The organism is Vibrio sp. Vb0304 (assembly GCF_033338995.1).
Classification (GTDB): domain Bacteria; phylum Pseudomonadota; class Gammaproteobacteria; order Enterobacterales; family Vibrionaceae; genus Vibrio; species Vibrio alginolyticus.
This window is the reverse complement of sequence record NZ_JAWOTT010000003.1, coordinates 259,065-277,233: the sequence shown is the minus strand read 5'-3', so window position 1 is coordinate 277,233 and position 18,169 is coordinate 259,065. Positions and strand designations below refer to the sequence as shown.

Annotated in this window: 14 protein-coding genes, 1 tRNA gene and 1 other RNA gene; 11 read left to right on the top strand and 5 right to left on the bottom strand. The window is 43.2% G+C overall.

What is annotated here, in order from left to right:
* Positions 1-120: 120 nt before the first annotated feature.
* Positions 121-205: transfer RNA gene (locus tag R7P35_RS08060), tRNA-Tyr, on the bottom strand.
* A 284-nt stretch (positions 206-489) separates the two neighbouring features.
* Between R7P35_RS08060 and R7P35_RS08055 the strand changes: the two genes are divergently transcribed.
* A complete protein-coding gene (locus R7P35_RS08055; RefSeq protein ID WP_005378593.1) occupies positions 490-1,584 on the top strand; it encodes an efflux RND transporter periplasmic adaptor subunit in 1,095 nt (364 codons plus the stop codon).
* The gene (gene vmeF, locus R7P35_RS08050) at positions 1,584-4,697 is read left to right on the top strand and encodes a multidrug efflux RND transporter permease subunit VmeF (RefSeq protein ID WP_005378591.1); all 3,114 of its coding nucleotides are present in this window, start codon (positions 1,584-1,586) and stop codon (positions 4,695-4,697) included. The genes R7P35_RS08055 and vmeF overlap by 1 nt, the downstream gene beginning before the upstream one ends.
* Before the next feature lie 80 nt (positions 4,698-4,777).
* On the opposite strand, the gene R7P35_RS08045 is transcribed toward vmeF, so the two are convergent.
* Positions 4,778-5,353, bottom strand: a complete 576-nt coding sequence (locus R7P35_RS08045) for a porin family protein (RefSeq protein WP_005378589.1) — start codon at positions 5,351-5,353, stop codon at positions 4,778-4,780.
* A gap of 214 nt (positions 5,354-5,567) precedes the next feature.
* Between R7P35_RS08045 and R7P35_RS08040 the strand changes: the two genes are divergently transcribed.
* On the top strand, positions 5,568-5,885 hold the full coding sequence (locus tag R7P35_RS08040; protein WP_005378586.1) for a DUF1244 domain-containing protein: 318 nt from the start codon (positions 5,568-5,570) through the stop codon (positions 5,883-5,885).
* Between the two features lie 61 nt (positions 5,886-5,946).
* On the opposite strand, the gene R7P35_RS08035 is transcribed toward R7P35_RS08040, so the two are convergent.
* Positions 5,947-7,041: a PLP-dependent cysteine synthase family protein gene (locus tag R7P35_RS08035; RefSeq protein ID WP_169628355.1), complete on the bottom strand. Its 1,095-nt coding sequence runs from the start codon at positions 7,039-7,041 to the stop codon at positions 5,947-5,949.
* Between the two features lie 139 nt (positions 7,042-7,180).
* On the opposite strand from R7P35_RS08035, the gene R7P35_RS08030 reads away from it, so the two are divergent.
* Both R7P35_RS08030 and R7P35_RS08025 read left to right on the top strand, forming a co-directional pair.
* Complete coding sequence (locus R7P35_RS08030) at positions 7,181-7,645, top strand: Lrp/AsnC family transcriptional regulator (protein ID WP_005378579.1); 465 nt, start codon at positions 7,181-7,183, stop codon at positions 7,643-7,645.
* Positions 7,646-8,101: 456 nt separating this feature from the next.
* Positions 8,102-11,143 (top strand): cadherin repeat domain-containing protein, encoded by a 3,042-nt coding sequence (locus R7P35_RS08025; RefSeq protein ID WP_169628356.1) that lies wholly within the window; start codon positions 8,102-8,104, stop codon positions 11,141-11,143.
* 68 nt (positions 11,144-11,211) lie between these two features.
* Here the strand turns inward: R7P35_RS08025 and tesB are convergent, their stop codons facing one another.
* Positions 11,212-12,072 carry an acyl-CoA thioesterase II gene (gene tesB / locus R7P35_RS08020; protein WP_005378575.1) on the bottom strand — a complete coding sequence of 287 codons (861 nt, stop codon included), beginning with the start codon at positions 12,070-12,072 and terminating at the stop codon, positions 11,212-11,214.
* A gap of 240 nt (positions 12,073-12,312) precedes the next feature.
* Between tesB and R7P35_RS08015 the strand changes: the two genes are divergently transcribed.
* Positions 12,313-12,747, top strand: a complete 435-nt coding sequence (locus R7P35_RS08015; protein WP_005378572.1) for a YbaY family lipoprotein — start codon at positions 12,313-12,315, stop codon at positions 12,745-12,747.
* A 30-nt stretch (positions 12,748-12,777) separates the two neighbouring features.
* Here the strand turns inward: R7P35_RS08015 and R7P35_RS08010 are convergent, their stop codons facing one another.
* Positions 12,778-13,080, bottom strand: coding sequence for a DNA base-flipping protein (locus R7P35_RS08010; RefSeq protein WP_005378570.1), 303 nt, complete (start codon positions 13,078-13,080; stop codon positions 12,778-12,780).
* Between the two features lie 257 nt (positions 13,081-13,337).
* Between R7P35_RS08010 and R7P35_RS08005 the strand changes: the two genes are divergently transcribed.
* The 5 genes from R7P35_RS08005 (at position 13,338) to R7P35_RS07985 (ending at position 18,082) form a co-directional block, all read left to right on the top strand.
* Entirely contained in the window at positions 13,338-14,081 is a 744-nt protein-coding gene (locus tag R7P35_RS08005) for a hypothetical protein (protein WP_169628357.1), read from the top strand.
* Between the two features lie 152 nt (positions 14,082-14,233).
* Positions 14,234-16,237, top strand: a complete 2,004-nt coding sequence (locus R7P35_RS08000) for a GGDEF domain-containing protein (protein ID WP_205460876.1) — start codon at positions 14,234-14,236, stop codon at positions 16,235-16,237.
* Between the two features lie 137 nt (positions 16,238-16,374).
* Positions 16,375-16,471: signal recognition particle sRNA small type (ffs, locus tag R7P35_RS07995), an RNA gene on the top strand.
* A gap of 212 nt (positions 16,472-16,683) precedes the next feature.
* Complete coding sequence (locus R7P35_RS07990; RefSeq protein WP_005378485.1) at positions 16,684-17,418, top strand: RNA methyltransferase; 735 nt, start codon at positions 16,684-16,686, stop codon at positions 17,416-17,418.
* A gap of 244 nt (positions 17,419-17,662) precedes the next feature.
* On the top strand, positions 17,663-18,082 hold the full coding sequence (locus tag R7P35_RS07985; protein WP_005378483.1) for a CBS domain-containing protein: 420 nt from the start codon (positions 17,663-17,665) through the stop codon (positions 18,080-18,082).
* Positions 18,083-18,169 lie beyond the last annotated feature (87 nt).

Genomic DNA, 18,169 nt, shown 5'->3' with positions numbered 1-18,169 from the left:
ACAGTCTGCTCCCTTTGGCCACTCGGGAACCCCTCCAGGGTGTTTTATACTTAAAAGTTAGTTTCCCAACCTAGCTTTCAAGTTGTTCTCACGTTTAAAGGAAAAACATAAGAAAGAATATGGTGGAGGGGGACGGATTCGAACCATCGAAGGCAGTGCCGGCAGATTTACAGTCTGCTCCCTTTGGCCACTCGGGAACCCCTCCAGAGGATTTTTATACTTAGTAAGATGTTTTCCCAACTCATCTCCCAAGTGCGGAGCGAATCATAGCAAACTCGCTCAGGCTGTAAAGCGTTTTTCTTACGTTTTTACGTTGAATGCTGTCTTTTTGGGCAAAGATGGTAGAAAGTCAGCGTTTTGTTTGTCCTTTGAACAGAAGAGAGGCGCGCTTTTTACTTGAATTTACACTACTTGACGTTAAACACCGTATCTACTGATAAACTGTAAGCAGTTTAATGACATAAGTTTATTCGTTTAGAAGTCAATATCATGAGCATGAAAGCCACGTTATCGTTATCTGTTTTAACGCTTTCTATATTACTGAGTTCTCCATCGGTTTGCGCTGCGATGCGAGGAGGCTCAGCGGTTACTGTTGTGACTGAACAAGTAGAAACGCATGAGATCAATCAATCCTTAACTCTTATCGGCAAATTAAAGGCAGCGGAGTCTGTGGTTGTCGCATCGGAAGTCGCCGGCAAAGTGAATCAAATCGCTGTTAAAGCGAATCAAAATGTCCAGCAAGACCAGCTATTAATTAAGTTAGATGACGATAAGGCTCAAGCCGCTTTGATTGAGGCAAAGGCGTATCTAAAAGATGAACAGCGTAAGTTAAAAGAGTTCCAACGTTTGGTTAAGCGGAATGCGATTACTCAAACTGAAATCGATGCACAAAAAGCCAGTGTTGAAATAGCACAAGCGAGGCTTGATGCTGCTCAAGCCAATTTAGCTGACCTCCATATTACTGCCCCATTTTCTGGCACTGTTGGTTTTATCGATTTTAGCCGCGGCAAAATGGTCAGTGCGGGTACTGAACTTTTGACGTTGGATGATCTTTCCGTCATGGAACTGGATTTACAAGTACCGGAGCGCTATTTATCGATGCTTTCTATTGGTATGGAAGTCATCGCTAAAACCAGTGCATGGGGTAGCCAGACCTTTACTGGTCAAGTCACAGGTATTGATACGCGGATCAGTGCCGAAACACTGAATCTTCGCGTGCGTATTGAGTTTGATAACCCAGAAAATCAATTGAAGCCGGGCATGTTGATGAACGCTTCACTAGCATTTCCTGCTATTAAGGCGCCAATCATTCCTGTTCAAGCACTTGAATACTCCGGAACTAAACGTTTTGTATATGTAATTGATGAAAATAACAAAGCTACTCGTCAAGAAGTGTCGCTAGGTGCTCGTGTTGGCAACGAGGTGGTGATCGAATCTGGTGTTGAGATTGGTGACAAGATTGTGGTTCAAGGCATTGTTAACATGCGTGATGGTGTCGAAGTGAAAGAAATTGTCGCGCCACTAAAAGCGAACACCACGGATGTGACACGCAATGACAGTGAATCGGATGAGGAAGAAAACTAATGTTACTGTCCGACGTTTCAGTTAAACGCCCTGTCGCGGCGTTGGTTCTGAGCATGCTGTTGTGTGTGTTTGGCTTTGTGTCATTCACCAAATTAGCCGTTCGTGAAATGCCTGATATAGAAAGCCCAGTCGTTTCTATCAGTACGCGTTATGAGGGTGCATCGGCGACTATTATTGAAAGCCAAATTACCTCCGTTTTGGAAGACCAGCTTTCTGGGATCAGTGGAGTTGATGAAATTAGCTCCACTACTCGTAACAGCATGTCGCGTATCACGATCACGTTTGAGTTAGGTTACGATCTCAACACAGGTGTGAGCGACGTGCGTGATGCAGTGGCTCGTGCTCAGCGCTCGCTACCTGATGAAGCGGATGACCCTATTGTTTATAAGAACAATGGCTCGGGAGAGGCGTCGCTCTACATCAATCTCAGTTCTGCAGAGATGGACCGTACTCAATTAACCGATTATGCCGAACGTGTATTGATGGACCGCTTTAGCCTGATCTCTGGGGTTAGCTCCATTGATCTCTCCGGTGGTTTGTACAAGGTCATGTACGTGAAGCTTAAGCCAGAACTAATGGCTGGACGTTCAGTTACAGCTTCGGACATTACATCAGCTTTGCGAAGTGAGAACCTAGAAAGCCCAGGTGGTGAAGTTCGCAACGACTCAACAGTAATGTCCGTGCGTACGGCTCGTACTTATAACACGCCTGAAGATTTTCAATATCTTGTCATTAAACGCGCAAGCGACAATACACCTATCTATTTAAAAGATGTAGCAGATGTCTTCATTGGTGCAGAAAACGAAAACTCAACCTTCAAAAGTGATGGTGTAGTAAACATCAGTCTTGGTGTGGTACCGCAGTCAGACGCAAACCCGTTAGAAGTAGCGAAGCTGGTTAGGTCTGAAGTCGATAACATCCAGAAGTTCTTACCAGAAGGTACACGTCTTGCGATAGATTACGACGCGACAGTGTTTATCGAGCGTTCAATCGAAGAGGTGTACAGCACGTTATTTATCACGGGCGGCTTGGTGATTTTGGTATTGTACATTTTCATCGGCCAAGCTCGTGCAACCTTAATTCCTGCGGTTACGGTTCCTGTTTCTCTGATTTCTTCGTTCATTGCCGCGTACTACTTTGGGTTTTCTATCAACTTGATCACCTTGATGGCGTTGATATTATCGATTGGTTTGGTGGTGGATGACGCAATTGTGGTTGTGGAGAATATCTTCCACCATATTGAACGCGGTGAATCGCCATTACTCGCCGCATATAAAGGCACAAGAGAGGTTGGTTTTGCTGTTATAGCAACAACATTAGTGCTGGTGATGGTGTTCTTACCGATCTCCTTTATGGATGGCATGGTAGGTCTACTATTTACAGAGTTTTCTGTATTGCTGGCTATGTCGGTCATATTCTCCTCTTTGATTGCCCTGACGCTGACGCCTGTATTAGGTAGTCAGATTTTGAAAGCGAATGTAAAACCAAATCGATTCAATGAAGCAGTTGATCGCTTGTTTAGCAAGCTTGAGAGTGGCTATCGCGCATTATTGAAAGGCGCATTAAAAGTACGTTGGGCTGCTCCCCTGGTGATTCTAGCTTGTTTGGGCGGTAGCTATTTCTTGATGAATCAGGTACCGGCCCAGCTGACCCCACAAGAAGATCGCGGTGTGATATTCGCGTTTGTGCGAGGTGCAGATGCTACGTCGTACAATCGTATGTCAGCCAATATGGATATTGTCGAAGACCGATTGATGCCATTACTAGGGCAAGGTTATCTGAAGTCATTCAGTATCCAAACGCCAGCGTTTGGTGGCCAGGCAGGAGACCAGACAGGCTTTGTGATCATGATTCTAGAAGATTGGAACGAACGTGATATCACGGCTCAGCAAGCCCTTAACAAAGTACGGAAAGAATTGGCGGGTATCCCAGATGTTCGAGTGTTCCCATTTATGCCAGGTTTCCAAGGTGGTTCGAGTGAGCCAGTTCAGTTCGTATTAGGCGGCTCTGATTACGATGAGCTCGTTGTTTGGGCTGAAATGCTAAAGAACAAAGCAGAAGAATCACCAATGATGGAAGGAGCAGAGATAGATTACTCGGAAAAAACGCCTGAGTTATTGGTTACAGTTGACCGACAGCGTGCCGCAGAGCTAGGAGTCAGTGTTAAAGACATTTCTGACACCCTAGAAATCATGCTCGGTGGTAAAAGCGAAACGACTTATGTTGAGCGTGGCGAAGAGTACGATGTGTATCTTCGCGGTGATGAAAATAGCTTTAATAATGCTGCAGATTTAAGTCAGATTTATCTACGCACGAATAGCGGTCAGCTAGTGACGTTAGATGCGGTCACAAAAATTGAAGAAGTGGCGGCCTCTATTCGTCTTTCTCACTACAACAAACAGAAGTCCATCACTATTACTGCCAACCTGTCGGAAGGTTATACATTAGGAGATGCGCTGAATTACCTAGACCAGGAAGCCATCGACAACTTACCGGGTGACATTTCGGTGAGTTATTCGGGGGAGTCGAAAGACTTTAAAGAGAACCAAGCGAGTGTTGCTGTTGTGTTTGCATTGGCACTACTAGTGGCGTATCTCGTGTTGGCGGCTCAGTTTGAAAGCTTCATAAACCCGTTAGTGGTCATGTTTACGGTGCCGATGGGTGTATTTGGTGGCTTCCTTGGTTTGGTTATTATGGGCCAAGGTATGAACATTTATAGTCAGATCGGCATGATCATGTTGATTGGCATGGTGACGAAAAACGGTATTTTGATCGTAGAATTTGCCAATCAGCTACGTGATCGTGGCGTTGGGTTTGAAAAAGCGATCATTGATGCTGCCGCGCGACGTCTACGTCCAATCTTGATGACTGCGTTTACCACACTTGCTGGCGCAATTCCGTTGATCGTATCGACAGGGGCGGGTTATGAGAGCCGTATTGCCGTGGGTACGGTTATCTTTTTCGGGATGGGGTTTGCGACATTGGTGACCTTGTTTGTTATCCCGGCAATGTACCGATTGATTTCGGCGAAAACACAAGCACCAGGTCATGTAGAAGCAGAGTTAAACAAAGCAATTAGCCATGATACGAAGGGCCGTATAGCGCACCCTTAAATCAAACGTTAAAACATAAAAGCCGAGGTAATAACCTCGGCTTCTCTTTATCGGTTTAAAGTTAGCTCGGAAGCGTTCGATTAGAAGCGTTTCCCTAGGCTGATTTGTACACCTTCGTAGCTGTCGTAAAAATCTTCAAAACCCATATCCGCGACATTATAAATGTACTCTGCGCGTAACCAGATATCTTTGCTCATATCCCAATGGACACCAGCACCGATGTTGAATAGCGCGCCTGAATCATCTGTGACTTTTTGTTCGTTTGGAACATACATTTCAGCTTGAGTGCCAAGCGCAGTTACGCGACCAAACAGTGACAGCGGCGTATCGCCTAAGTTATCACTTGTTACAACAGCAGACATACCTGCTTGGTAATAGTGAAGATCTAAGTCAGTTTTTAGAGCATCGTTCTTAAGTTCATTTTGTGAATAGCGCAGAACCCCTTCAAACGCGAGGTATTGGTTTACATGGTAACCCCAGCCAACTGTGATATGTGGTGTTGACCACTCATTGTCTCTATCCGAGCCGAAGTACGGTGTATCAAAACCAACGTTACCAGTACCCAGATAAAAATAAGATTGATGAGCTTGTTCTTGAGCAGCTAAAGTTGGCACGCTAATGGTCAAGGCAGACAATAATAGAATGGCGTTTTTCATAACTAGACGATAACCTTGGTAAAAGACCGTTGTAATGATTTGTTTAAATGTTAATTTAATCAATAGGATGGATGGTAATTATCATATCAGCTTTTATCAAAGGTAGTGATTTTAGAATGGGAATTGTTGCGCTAAAGCATACTTCTTACTCATGACTACCGACTAACTAGATATGGTGACGAAAGCTAGTTAAATAAGAGAGAAGGAAAGGAAAGTGGCTGAATTCAAATACAAAAACTTGACTCAAGAAGAACAAGATAAGTTAGACGCGGCGACATTTCGCCGTTTATTGGCGCATTTAGATGCCAACAAAGACGTACAAAACATCGACCTGATGATCCTTGCGGGCTTCTGTCGCAACTGCTTTAGCAAATGGTATAAATCTGAGGCTGAAAATCTCGGTTTGGATTTAGATATTGATGACGCTCGCGAACGTGTTTACGGCATGACTTACGATGAGTGGAAACAAAATCATCAACCAGCGGCAACGCCAGAACAATTGGCTGCGTTTGAAGCGCGCCAGAAAAAGTAAAACCCAGCGATAAAAACAGCCCGCATGAAGTTGGGCTGTTTTTTAAAGTCCAGTTTGCACGTTAAGCGTTAGTTGAGCCGCAACAAGCTGGCTCAACGCAACCTTTTGCTTGAATGACTTCGAGTTGAGCTAAGTAAGGTTGAATATCGCCGATGTTCTCTTTTACCCATGTTAAGTCATAATACGTATCTAGGTAACGCTCTCCAGAATCACATAGAAGCGTCACGATAGAACCCTTCTCACCGCGTTGTTTCATCTCACAAGCCAATTGCAGCACACCGTAAAGATTGGTGCCTGTTGATGCGCCGACTTTACGTCCAATCAGCTGAGATACCCAATGGGCGGTTGCCACACTGGCTGCGTCTGGAATTTTGCGCATTTCATCAATGACACCAGCAATAAAGCTTGGTTCGACACGTGGTCGCCCGATACCTTCAATTTTGCTGCCGGTCTCACCTTTTAATGAGTGATTACCTGACTGAAAAGCATCGTAAAACACTGAGTTTTCAGGGTCTACCACGCAAAGCTTAGTGTCGTATTTTTGGTAACGAATAAAACGGCCAATGGTTGCTGATGTGCCGCCTGTTCCAGGACTCATCACTACCCAGCTAGGAATCGGGTGATCTTCTAACTCCATTTGGCTAAAGATAGAGTTCGCGATGTTGTTGTTACCGCGCCAGTCAGTAGCGCGTTCAGCATAAGTAAACTGGTCCATGTAGTGACCATTTAGCTCTTGAGCCAAGCGTCGAGACTCGTCATAAATCTGATCTGATCGTTCAACAAGGTGCGCTTTACCACCGTAAAATTCAATTTGTTCGATCTTTTTACGTGCAGTGGTTTTCGGCATGACGGCAATGAACGGTAAGCCAAGTAAACGCGCAAAATACGCTTCCGAAACGGCAGTGCTGCCTGAGGACGCCTCGATTACAGTGGTTTCAGGACCAATCCATCCATTACAAATAGCATAAAGAAACAATGAGCGCGCCAATCGATGCTTAAGAGAGCCTGTAGGGTGCGTACTCTCATCTTTTAGATAGATATCGATACCATCAAGAGAAGGTAGTTCGAGTTTAAATAAGTGAGTATCAGCAGAACGTTGGAAGTCTGCTTCAATTTTACGCACTGCATTGTTGATCCAATTGTGGTCAGTACACATGGCGTCTCTCCTGGGGAAATCGATAGATAAGTATTAGATAGGGATAATTTATCTATAATTTTCGAGAAAAACTTTGCTATTGTTACTCTTAATAAAGATTTTTGTAGAAAAATTTTCTACATTTTATGGGTTTATAGAAATGAGTTTAGATCGAATAGATAAGCAGCTGCTTGCTTTACTACAAACCGACAGCACCTCGTCATTAAATGACGTGGCTGAGCGAGTCAATCTTACTACAACACCATGCTGGAAGCGCTTGAAAAGGTTGGAAGAAGAGGGCTACATCGAAAAACGCGTGGCGTTGTTAAGTGCAGAAAAGCTCGAGCTATCTTTCATTGCATTTGTTCAGTTAAAAACGATTGATCATTCCGAAGGTTGGTATCACCATTTTGTTACAACTGTGAGTGACTTTCCTGAGGTAATGGAGTTTTATCGTATGGCTGGCGAGTATGACTACATGATGAAAGTACTAGTCAAAGATATGAAGTGTTTTGACGAATTCTATAAGCGGTTAGTTAATAGCGTAAAAGGGCTATCTAATGTGACTTCAACATTTGCTATGGAGTCCATTAAATACACAACAGAGTTACCAATCCTAAAATAACTCGCCCTATAAGAATTCTATCTAATGTTAATTCTACCTTTTAGTATTTTAAATGTTAAAAGGTAGTTTGATTATGCTTTTAAAACTATTTCCTATCAGATTTTCATAAATATAAACGATATTTATTCTCTCTTCCATTTTTCATTAACCATTTGTTTTTGCAGTCCATTAATCCCATATATCATAATGAAAGAAAAAATAACGCAATTTTTTCTCTTTCTTTTTCATGTTTTATTTTATTGAATATTAATTTTTACTAAATTAATGGAAGAGTTTGATTTAAACGTTTGCTTTTTGTGTTTTCATGTAATTTGGTCGCTATTTTTGAGTATTTGTTTTTAGGATTAATACAGTAGCAATTACTTAAGTAATAAAGTACTCAAAAATGGGGATAGTGATTAATAAAACATCGTATTATTATCGCCCCATCTTGTATGTAACAAAGTATTACTAAAAATGAACAGAAATTACTATTTGCTTTTTCTCGCAGCTTTACTCGCTGGCTGTGGCGGTGGGGGAGACTCTAAGCCGAACAATACGAAGACACCAACTACGATAACAAAGCAGAACCGTCCGCAATTAAAAGTGGAAGACACGGTATTGAAGTTTGAAGGAGTGGGAACGGTTACTGAAGCAAAACTGAGCAATGTACATGGGTCGGTATCTTACCAAGTCATTGATTCTAATCCGCCAAATGTCGTGAAAATTAATGACTCAGGAATACTACAAATTCTGCGCCCAGGAACGGCGACTATTCTTGCTACAGATAGTAGCTCTGCTTATGAATCTTCTGAAGCAAGATTTTCTGTCACTGTAGAGCGAGGCATCAATACTGAACTTTCAGTGAGTGATCTGAATTTCAATGCGATTGAGTCAGAAGGAAAAGCGTTGATCGTCCGTGGCCAAAAAGGCGAACTGAGTTATGAGGTAGAAAGTGGTCATAACTTGATTCGTGTTGATGAGAACGGTTCGGTATATTCATTAGGTTCAGTTGGTCAGGCATCGGTGCTGATTACCGATTCAGGTAACGACTTTTACTTGCCGAAACAAGTTCGCGCTACGGTTAAACTGCATGCAGTAGCTCCGGGGCAATTACAGTTCGCTTTGCTTGAAGACGAGTATCGAGAAGGGTTGACGTTAGAACCAGTGCGTCTAGATAAAGCTCAAACGCAACGTATTTCTTACAAAATTATAAATAGCGTACCAGACAGCAAGGTGGCCGAGTTGCTAGATCCTGAAACGGGTTTGCTTCTTGTTCATAATGTTGGTCGATTAACGGTTGAAGCGACTGCAACTTACAGCGACGCGTTTCTGGATAAACAGCAAACAGCGCAATTTTTTGTGGATATAAAACAAGGCAAGCGTCAAGAAATCAGCGCAGCGGATATCGTCACAACTTATGAGGAAGGTGGACGAATTTTCCCTAAGGTGACGAACGCCTACGGTGACTATGAGCTGAGAATCATTCGTGGTGAAGACGTTGTTGCTAAAACAGAAAATGGTGAAGCATTACTGATCAAAGGGGTTGGTGCTGCTGAAGTGGAAATTTACGAGCATGATATGCGTAATTATTCTGCAAGCAAAACTCGTTTTGATCTTGAAGTTAATCGCGCGCCTCATCCCGTTATAAAAGACATTGAAATGCCGCTTACCTATCAACCAAATCTTTCAATCCCTCTGGCGTTTAAAGGGCAAAAAGGTAACGTAAATCTAGTTAGCAGCTTACCTAATGGCTTACGAATGACTGACGGCAAGTTGGAGGTAGTGACTGCGGGTGAGTACGGCCTTAAGTTTGAAGACGATGGTGGGGAGTTCTACCAACCTATTCAATTTAATGTCGTCATTAAAGTTGCAAAGGCTGAAGGCCAACCCATGGCAACGCACGATTATGACGTTGTATACAGCAACAAATACAGTTTTGATCTTCACCGTGATTTTGGTTTGAGTGCTGACGAGCAAATTGAGATTGTAGATAACACCGCACCAGATGTTGTCGGTGGTTTTAGTGAAGGACGTCTCCATGTGTATAAAGCGGGTAAAGCGACGCTAACTGTGCGCAGAAAAGAGAGCGCGAATTATACCGTTGGTCCTGATCAAAAAGTCTACGTGACAATTTTGAGTGCGCCGAGCCGAATTGAAGTTCAATCCGATGTGGAAGAGATTTGGAAGGTTGGCCAAACATTTGTTGCGCCGAAAATCTCTGGTACGGTTGGGGAAGTTACGTACCGATTTGCAGACAACGCAGCAACAGATGTAGTTTCCTTAAACAGCCAAACGGGTGCCATGCAAATTCTTAACGCGGGTAGCACAAAAATTATTGTTTCGGATGCGGGGGACGACAAAGTGGATCCGGGTGAAAGTAGTTTCTCGGTCACGATTAAACAAGGCACAAACCCTGTATCGGTTACTTACCCAACGGTAGAATTCTCCGCTGGTAGTGTTATCTCACCAGTGATGAGTGGTGGGACTGCGAAGGCAAGTTACCGTCTTATTAACCAAAAAGATCCTGTGGTCGAGCTAGTTTCTCCTGATACAGGGCGTTTGAAGATTTTGCACGCAGGCGAGTACCAAGTAGAGGTTACTCTTACTGGACGCAACTACAAAGCTAAAACAATCGTCGTAAATGGCACTATTAACAAAGCGAATCACCCTGGTTTAAGTGCTTCTACAATGAAGGTGGAATTTGAACCATTTAAAAAGGTTAAGCTAGACTTTGGTACACCAATAGGAAACCGCAGCTATCAAATATCCGGCTCAACAACTAACGGTGTCGCTTCATTAGATGTTGATAAGGAAGAGCTGACGTTACTTGACCTCCCACCAGTAAAAAGACGTTGGATTTCTCTTGACGTTTCGGAAGGGGAATCTCGAGATTACGAAGCGCTGAAAAGTAAGAATGTTCAGGTTTTTATAAGCTTCGCTGACAAAGGTGTTGCGGATCAATATGAATTGTTTGAGAAAGAACAAACGGTGTTGATTAGTACTCTGAATAAGCTTGAATTTTCCAACTTAGAAGAAAGTGAGTTTGGTTTGATGAACGTTCGTTCAGTGCGTGAGCCAACGGACGAAGAATTGAAATCATACGGCAAAGGTAAGGTTGCGAAGCTTATGTTTAAGCCGGTGGGTAACGATGACCTAACTCTAATAAAAGCTGCGTGGGTACATGTGGCTCGATTTGATGGATGTACATCAGAACTGTTCGAAGATGATCTCAAGCCTTTTGAAGCAATTGACTATGATGACCCAGGGTACTGCACCAACGGCAGCACGATTCGTATGACTCGGTTCTTAATAATTGATGACTCGAAGATGGAAAAGGTAGAGTATGAGTTAGTAGCACCTGTGATTACTTACCGTCGTGGGGGTCGTGAATTTTTAGCAACGAATAAAGGTGGATTCTATGCCGACCCAAATGTCATTTACGGGAAAGGCGAATATGGTTACCCGAAATCACTTTACGAATGGTCGGTTATTAACATGAAGTATCAACCAAATTAATCATCGTTTGATACCCATTAAAAAAGGAGTGCGGAACAGCACTCCTTTTTTCGTCTAGCGAACACGAGCTATTTCGTGTAGCGCATCACCCCTTCTTGCACGGCGGTCGCCACTAAGTGACCTTGCTGGTTGTATATTTCGCCACGGACCAACCCACGAGTATTGCTCGCCGTTGGGCTCTCTATCGCATATAGAAGCCATTCATCCATCTTAAACGGGCGATGGAACCAGATAGAGTGGTCAATGGTGGCCACTTGAAAGTTAGGCGTCATTAATGAGACTTCATGTGGATGCATTGCTGTTACAAGGAATCCCCAATCGGATGCGTAGGCCAGAAGGTACTGGTGAATTAGCTGATTCTCTGGCATTTCACCATTAGCACGAATCCAAAGGTACTGTTTGGGTTCTGCTTTTTTGGGCTTCAAAGGGTTGATAACCGTAACGGGGCGAGTTTCGATTGGCTTTTCCCCGCAAAATGTTTTGCGTAAGCGTTTGGGTAGAAATTCTGCAATATGGCTTGCGAGCTCACTCTCTGAGGCAAAGTTTTCTGGACCAGGGATATCTGGCATTTCTTTTTGATGATCAAACCCAGGTTGATCGCCATGGTAGGATGCGGTTAGGTAAAAAATAGGGCGTCCATTTTGAATTGCCTTTACGCGTCTAGTGCTAAAGCTACGGCCATCTCTCAGATTTTCTACGTCATAAATAATAGGTTTTTCTGGATCGCCAGGGTACAAAAAATAGCTATGGAAGGAGTGTACCGTGCGTGTTTCTTCAACGGTGTAGCGTGCAGCAGAAAGTGCTTGCCCAATTACTTGACCGCCATAAACTTGAGGCAAACCTAGGTTTTCACTTTGGCCACGAAACAAGCCTTCTTCTAATTTTTCGAGTTGTAGTAGGCTGAGCAATTCTCGTAGTGGTTTACTCATTGTGTCTCCTCACCGTTGTCTTTCATTCCAAGTTACCTCAACAGCCTCACTCTTGTGAAGTGGTATAGTTAAGAACTATTGAGTAACTTAGAAATAGTATTGTTCCAATTATGAAACAAAATCAATTGTTTGATAAATTCTAACTCAGTCAAACTATTGTCAAATAAAGTGACAGGAAGCAGACAGTTTTATATTCCACACCTATAATTGCTTCGGTTTAATGCTCTTTTCGAGGAATATATGAAAAAAACACTACTACTTGTTACTTCTCTACTCTTTGGGGCTGCGTTAGTGGGTTGCCAAACTTCTCAAAATACAGAAATGGAATCTACAGAGGCGTCAATGAAGACGATTACAGGTACAGTGGCTTATCGCGAGCGGATTGCCTTGCCACCAAACGCAGTGGTTACTATTGCGTTAGAAGATGTGTCCTTGGCGGATGCGCCAGCAAAAGTGTTGGCGAAACAGACATTCGAAACAGAAGGTAAGCAAGTTCCTCTTTCTTTTGAGTTGAGTTACGACAGCAATGAAATCAAACCAAACCATCGTTACAGCGTTCGTGCTCGCATTGAGGTAGATGGAAAGCTGCGTTTTATCAGCGACACACATAACGGTGTTATTACAGATGAAGCACAAACTCACCAATTAGATATTCGTCTAGTTGGAACACGTTAATACGACGTACTGAGAACAAAAAATGGCAGCTTAAGGCTGCCATTTGTATTTTTTAAGTGAAGTTTTGCCAACTTCCGATACTTCAATCCCTTCTGCTTCTAATTTCTTTTTTTGTCGCTCTAAGTCTCGGCCTTTTAAAGATATTTTTCCTTGGCTATTTACCACTCTAAACCAGGGGAGTTTACTGCCTTCTGGTAAGTTGCCCAGTGCTTTACCAACATGTCTCGCATAGCCCGGATAACCGGCCATTTTTGCAATTTCCCCATAGGTGGAGACTTTTCCTTTTGGAATTTGGTGAATTACAGCAAAGATTTGCGCTAAAAATTGGTCCATACTCAAAAGTGTCTATTTTGGATTACTAAGGAATGGTAAACCATTGGACTTGTATATTGCTAACGGTTCTTAACCCTTGTGTTGCCAGCGACTCACTTTGAAGAATTACATTTTCTGTTCTTTAGTGTCGTTGGTTGATGAGCCTTAAACAGCATGAAGCAAACGCAAGCTAAGCTTGAATCTAGACCCTCTCAACGACTTTCAATCCCAGTTTTTGCCGTTGAGTTACCAAGTAGGTGGGGAAGCCAGGAGGCGCTATGATTTTATCGACACTTCAATTTTTCGTTACGACCTTACTCGCTGTTGTCTGCGTTCGGGCGATGAGTTTGAGCGAGGGTGACATTCCCGTTCTTGCACTTATGATCCCCGCGCTGTGGGTTCTGCCACAAGGTGGGTTCGCTGGCCTAGTATTACTGGGCGCGATGATGGCTTTTGGTGCGACACTCTCAATGCAGCCAATTGCTTTGTCGGTTGGTGTTTTGATCCTTTTCCCACTTTTAATGGTGGTATTTTCTCGTAGAAGCTCTTTAGGTGTGTTGCTCACCGCTGGTCTTATTGTACTTACACTGCAAGTTGGTCTTATGGTCACACAGCAAGGCGGTAAGCTGGATGGGTCTGCTTGGGTTACAGTGGTTCAAACCATTGCGGTTATGGCGATGTGGTGGTCGGCTGCGCATTGGACGCCATCCAATAAACACAGCTGGTGGCCGTTGTTTTTGTTGCTCCCATTGTGGATTGCAGGCCTACCGTACGCCGTTCTTATGGCGTTAAGTTTGACGGGAATGTTAGCGTCAATGGAAGCACTTGTGAAGCTTCAACATACCATTCGTTGGAGCAAATTATTATGTTGGACATTGCCGACTGTGGGTTTTGCCGCTTTAGTCGTCAGCCCGACCACGGATGTGCCAAACCCTGTTTTCGTGGTTTGGATCTGTTTGTTAGGGACGGCTTGGATGACTGACTATATTTTACGTAGTAGCGATGAACAGGCTGAATTATGAGTTTTTAGTCAGGTAAAAAGTGACATGTGCGGCAGAGTATCGAATTGGTTGTGGAACAAAATGGAGATTAGTATATGTTCTTCATTTCATATTTACTACACTTCCAATAATAATAACCACAATATAAGTGGTTGATTTAAGATAAGTTTGTCATGACAACTTTTGCTCGAACACTGTTGCTTTTTGCATGTTGCCTCTTGAGTTTGAATGTAAAATCCGAAGCCCCTTTAATTGCTCATTATAAAGTCGCGACTGAAGCGGATGATGTCGTCACTCGTGTTCTTTTCAATGCTGCTTCAAAGGAGTTTGGCTTTACCGTTCAATACGTGAACTACTCCAGCTTTGATGCCATTCTAAATTCAGTAGCGAATGGGGAAGCGGACTTTGCTGCGAATATCACTTACACACAAGAACGTGCTCAACGTTTTAGTTATTCCCGCCCAACAAATATCGAATATACCTACCTCTTTGGTTTAAAAGATTCGACGTTGAGTGACATTTCGCGTGTTGGCGTCCCCAAAGATACAGTTTATGCCCAATTACTTAAACAACACTACCCTGAGCTAGAACAGATCTCTTATCAAGGTCACGAACAAGCAGTAACACTGCTACGTTCAGGTGCTGTGGATGGCGTTGTCGATGCCATTAACCAGCTCAAGCCGATGCTGATGGAGGGGTTTGACGCCAAGATGCTCAATGATCAGATTTCGATAAAGCCCGTATCCATCATCAGTAAAAAAGATCATCATCTTGAAGAGTTGGACACGTTCGCTACGTTTATTCACGGGGAAGCGGTGCAAAAGCAGCTTCGCGAAGAAATTTCCCAGTATCAATTTGAATTAAGGCGAGCAGCGTTGCGTGATTCTATTCGTTTATTACCCCTTGATTTTAATGAACCAATACGGATTAAGCTCGAATCTATCTTTCCATATGTTGTATACAACGCAGATGGTAGTGTCGAAGGGATGACGGCTGATGTAGTCCTGAGAAGCTGTGAGATCTTGGCTTTAAACTGCTTGATCATTAGTGAGCCTGGTGAAAGCTGGGGTTCTATGTACCATGAGTTTATCCAAGGTAATTTCGAAATTTTGGCGCCGTTAACGGTCAGCCGTGAGCGGCGCGCATTTAGCTACTTTCCAAAGCCCCATTACGCGCCAGCATCGGTGATGGTCAAGCGTTTAGGTTACAAACCGAGCACATACTCTCATGTTTCACAGTTGATATCTGAGCGGATTGGCGTAGTTAAGGATGACTTTTTCGATCAAATGATGACGCAACTGTTACCGCTAAAAGAACTCAAACGTTATCGTACCCAACAAGAGCTCATTCAGGGGCTACTAAATGAAGAAGTCGATTACATTCCGATGGATACGGCGATGCTCAATCATTTTTTACGTCTCAGTGAATTGGTTCCGATAGAGCAGGATACCGCTATTGGCGAGTTTTATGAGTCACAACTCTCTGTTGGATTGGTCGCGAATGAAAAAGGAGCCATGCTTGCGCCTTTCTTCAGTCGAGCGATAGCGATGTTAGAAGTTGATAAGATCATTGCTCAGTACGATGTACGCCCAGATTGGCGTACCGCACTTGAATATGAGATTCGATTAGCGACGCAAACACAAGCTGTGTTTATCTTTGTATTATTGTTTGCTATTTGTGTTTCGCTTTATCTTTACCGTCAATCGAACACTGACAACTTAACAGGGTTAAGGAATCGTCGTGCGTTGCAAGTAAAGTATCGAAAAGGAGTAAACAAAGATCTATCCATACTTTACTTAGACATTAATCATTTCAAACGAATCAATGACACTTATGGTCATCGCGCTGGGGACGAAGTTTTACAACTACTGGCGCTAAAAATTCATTATGTCTGGTCGGGAAGATGTTATCGAATTGGAGGGGATGAGTTCATATTACTGGGTTATCCTACGCAAGCCGAGTTAACTAGAGCAATGAGAGAGCTCAGTAGAATCGATGTGAAAGGCAAATTATGTAGTGATTTGGAGTCTATAAGTATCTCTATTGGTTTCTCTGCAAAAAGGGAACGGCACATGAGCTTAGAGCAAGCGATGCATTTGGCTGATGAAGACATGTACATGAGTAAGCAGTCCTCACGGCACGACTCCTCTTATCGTGACTGCACGGTTTCATCATAAAGGAATGAATTGATCGAGTTTTGTTCAAACGGTAATGAAATGATGAAATTCAAGGTTTTTGCTCTTGCATTATGAGAGCTGATACTGAATAATCGCCCCATCGATTGAGGCAAGACCTCTCGAAAAGAATTATGGGGCTCTGGTCCTCTCGCAACAATAGCTCGTGAACTCGGTCAGGTCCGGAAGGAAGCAGCCGCAGCGTGTGACTTGTGTGCCGGGATGTGGCTGGGGTCCCACCCTTTGAAAGCCCTGCGTTATCGCAGGGCTTTTTTCGTTTTTGAGCCTTCTTTTATTTTGGCTACGCTTGGTGTTCAACGTCTTCTGATGATCAAGCTTCTTGAGGTTATTTAGGTATAATTTATAATCTCATCCGCTCGATACCGAACTTTCGTGAAGATTGTTTAGGGTACACTCGCCGAATAACCATTTTCACCTGGGATACTTTAATGATTTCAAAAAACCAATTAAAACTGCTTCGTGCTTTAGGTCAAAAGAAACAGCGTAAAGCGCATGGCTTATTCCTAGTTCAGGGTGAAAAGAACGTACTAGAGCTAGCAAGTAGTTCATTGAAGGTGAAGCAGGTTTTTGCAACAGCGGCATTTCTCGAACAAAATGCTGGTACGCTAAATCGTTTTGATTGTGTTGAAGCATCGCTTGATGAATTGACCAAAGCGAGCACGCTTGTGAGCAATAATGCGGCCATTGCTGTGGTTGAAATTCCGAGTGTAAAAGAGCCTCAAGCGAAAGGCTTGATGATTGCGCTAGATGGTGTATCCGACCCTGGTAATCTAGGTACGATTATTCGTGTTGCAGACTGGTATGGCATCAAGCACATTATTGCGAGTACAGATTGTGCTGATCCTTATAATCCTAAAACGATCAGTGCGACCATGGGCAGCTTTGGCCGCGTACAAGTGAGTTTGGTGGATTTGCCAAGTTACTTGGAACACGCCAAATTGCCAGTATATGGCGCGTTTTTGGAAGGAGAGAGCGTTCATAAAACGGATTTCGCTGCTGAAGGTATTTTGTTGATGGGCAGCGAATCTCATGGTGTGCGTGAAGCCGCAGCAAAATTCGTGACAGATAAGATCACGATTCCGGCGTTTGGCGGTGCCGAATCACTGAATGTCGCGATGGCGACTGGCATTATTTTAGACAACATGCGCCGCCAACATAGCTAACGCAACAATTACATAATAACAAAGCCAGTCAATTGACTGGCTTTGTTGTATTTTGCCTAGAAAAATCAGCCTGGCTGAATCTTGCGTTTAACGAAATACAGTGAATGTTGTTCGGTGAGTTAATTTTGTTTTAGTTCAATAGGCTGTGCCTATAAATAAAATTACTCCTTTCCATTTAGTAAAATCAGGAAATTAGGCGACACTTATCTAAAGGCCGCAATAAAATGCCCTTAAGGAGATAAGAATGCATTCATTAAAAGTAAAAGATTACATGACGTTGCAAGCGGTGACTTTCACGAAAGATATGTCACTTTCGGCAGCTTTAAACAAAGTAATGCAAAGTGTCACACTAGGTGGCCCTGTCATTGATGAAAATGAAAAAGTGGTTGGGTTTTTATCGGAGCAAGACTTATTAGATAAGTTGGTGAAAGCAAGTTATCACTGCCAAGATACACATACGGTACAAGAGTGTATGCATGATGATGTCTTATCTGTTTCTCCAGAAATGTCAGTAATTGAACTGGCTGACATGATGAAAGTTGGAAAGCCGAAAATGTATCCAGTGGTGGATGGCAAAGGTAAGTTGGTTGGTGTTATCACAAGAAGAGACGTGCTGCGTGCCATAGGAATGACATTAAATGAGTGTTTTAAGCATCCCGTTTAACCTCTCTGTTTAAACTTTACGGAATATTGCTTTTAAACTGGTTTGGAAAGACGCTTCGGCGTCTTTTTTATTTTCTATCGCCGAACT